This is a genomic window from Phyllobacterium sp. P5_D12 (assembly GCF_054049495.1).
This window is the reverse complement of sequence record NZ_JBFUMG010001211.1, coordinates 1-512: the sequence shown is the minus strand read 5'-3', so window position 1 is coordinate 512 and position 512 is coordinate 1. Positions and strand designations below refer to the sequence as shown.

The window sequence follows — 512 nt, the reverse complement described above, 5'->3', positions numbered from 1 at the left end:
CCTCTCTGTTTCCAACAGTTTCAATCAAGTCGGAATGATCGTCAACGCGAACCCGGTAAGCCATTCTGCGGAAAGTACGAACAATGCCCAGCAATCGGAGCATCCTTAATCCGGCGGGTATCGACGTCTGTTTCGAAGTGCAAGCTAGAGCATAGCGGTTACTTCAAGGCGAGGTAGGCAAGGATCACGCCGACAATGGCCACCACAACACCTGCGATCTGCCAAAAGTCCTTGAGGTACCAATTGCTGCTCGGAATGGGCTGAATGAATTGAGATGTGACGTCATYGCCGCAAAACACAATGTCTTCGTCATTCCAACCGTATCCAATTGAAATGAAGGTGAACCCAGAAGAGCGGGCATTTACCTCATCAATATCTCTGCGCGAGGAAATCTGTAGTTCTTCTAACTCTTCACTTTTGGGTTTTGTCGTACGGATGATGTGAAGCTTCGATAAATTTCCAAGATCGATGAACTCTCCAAGATGCAGGATTTTCTGACCGCGCCTATAGGG

Annotated in this window: 1 protein-coding gene; it reads right to left on the bottom strand. The window is 48.1% G+C overall.

The window, feature by feature from the left end; genetic code table 11:
* Positions 1-158 precede the first annotated feature (158 nt).
* The coding region (locus ACXJ5O_RS29550) for a hypothetical protein (RefSeq protein ID WP_457302999.1) at positions 159-512 on the bottom strand (354 nt) is incomplete at its 5' end.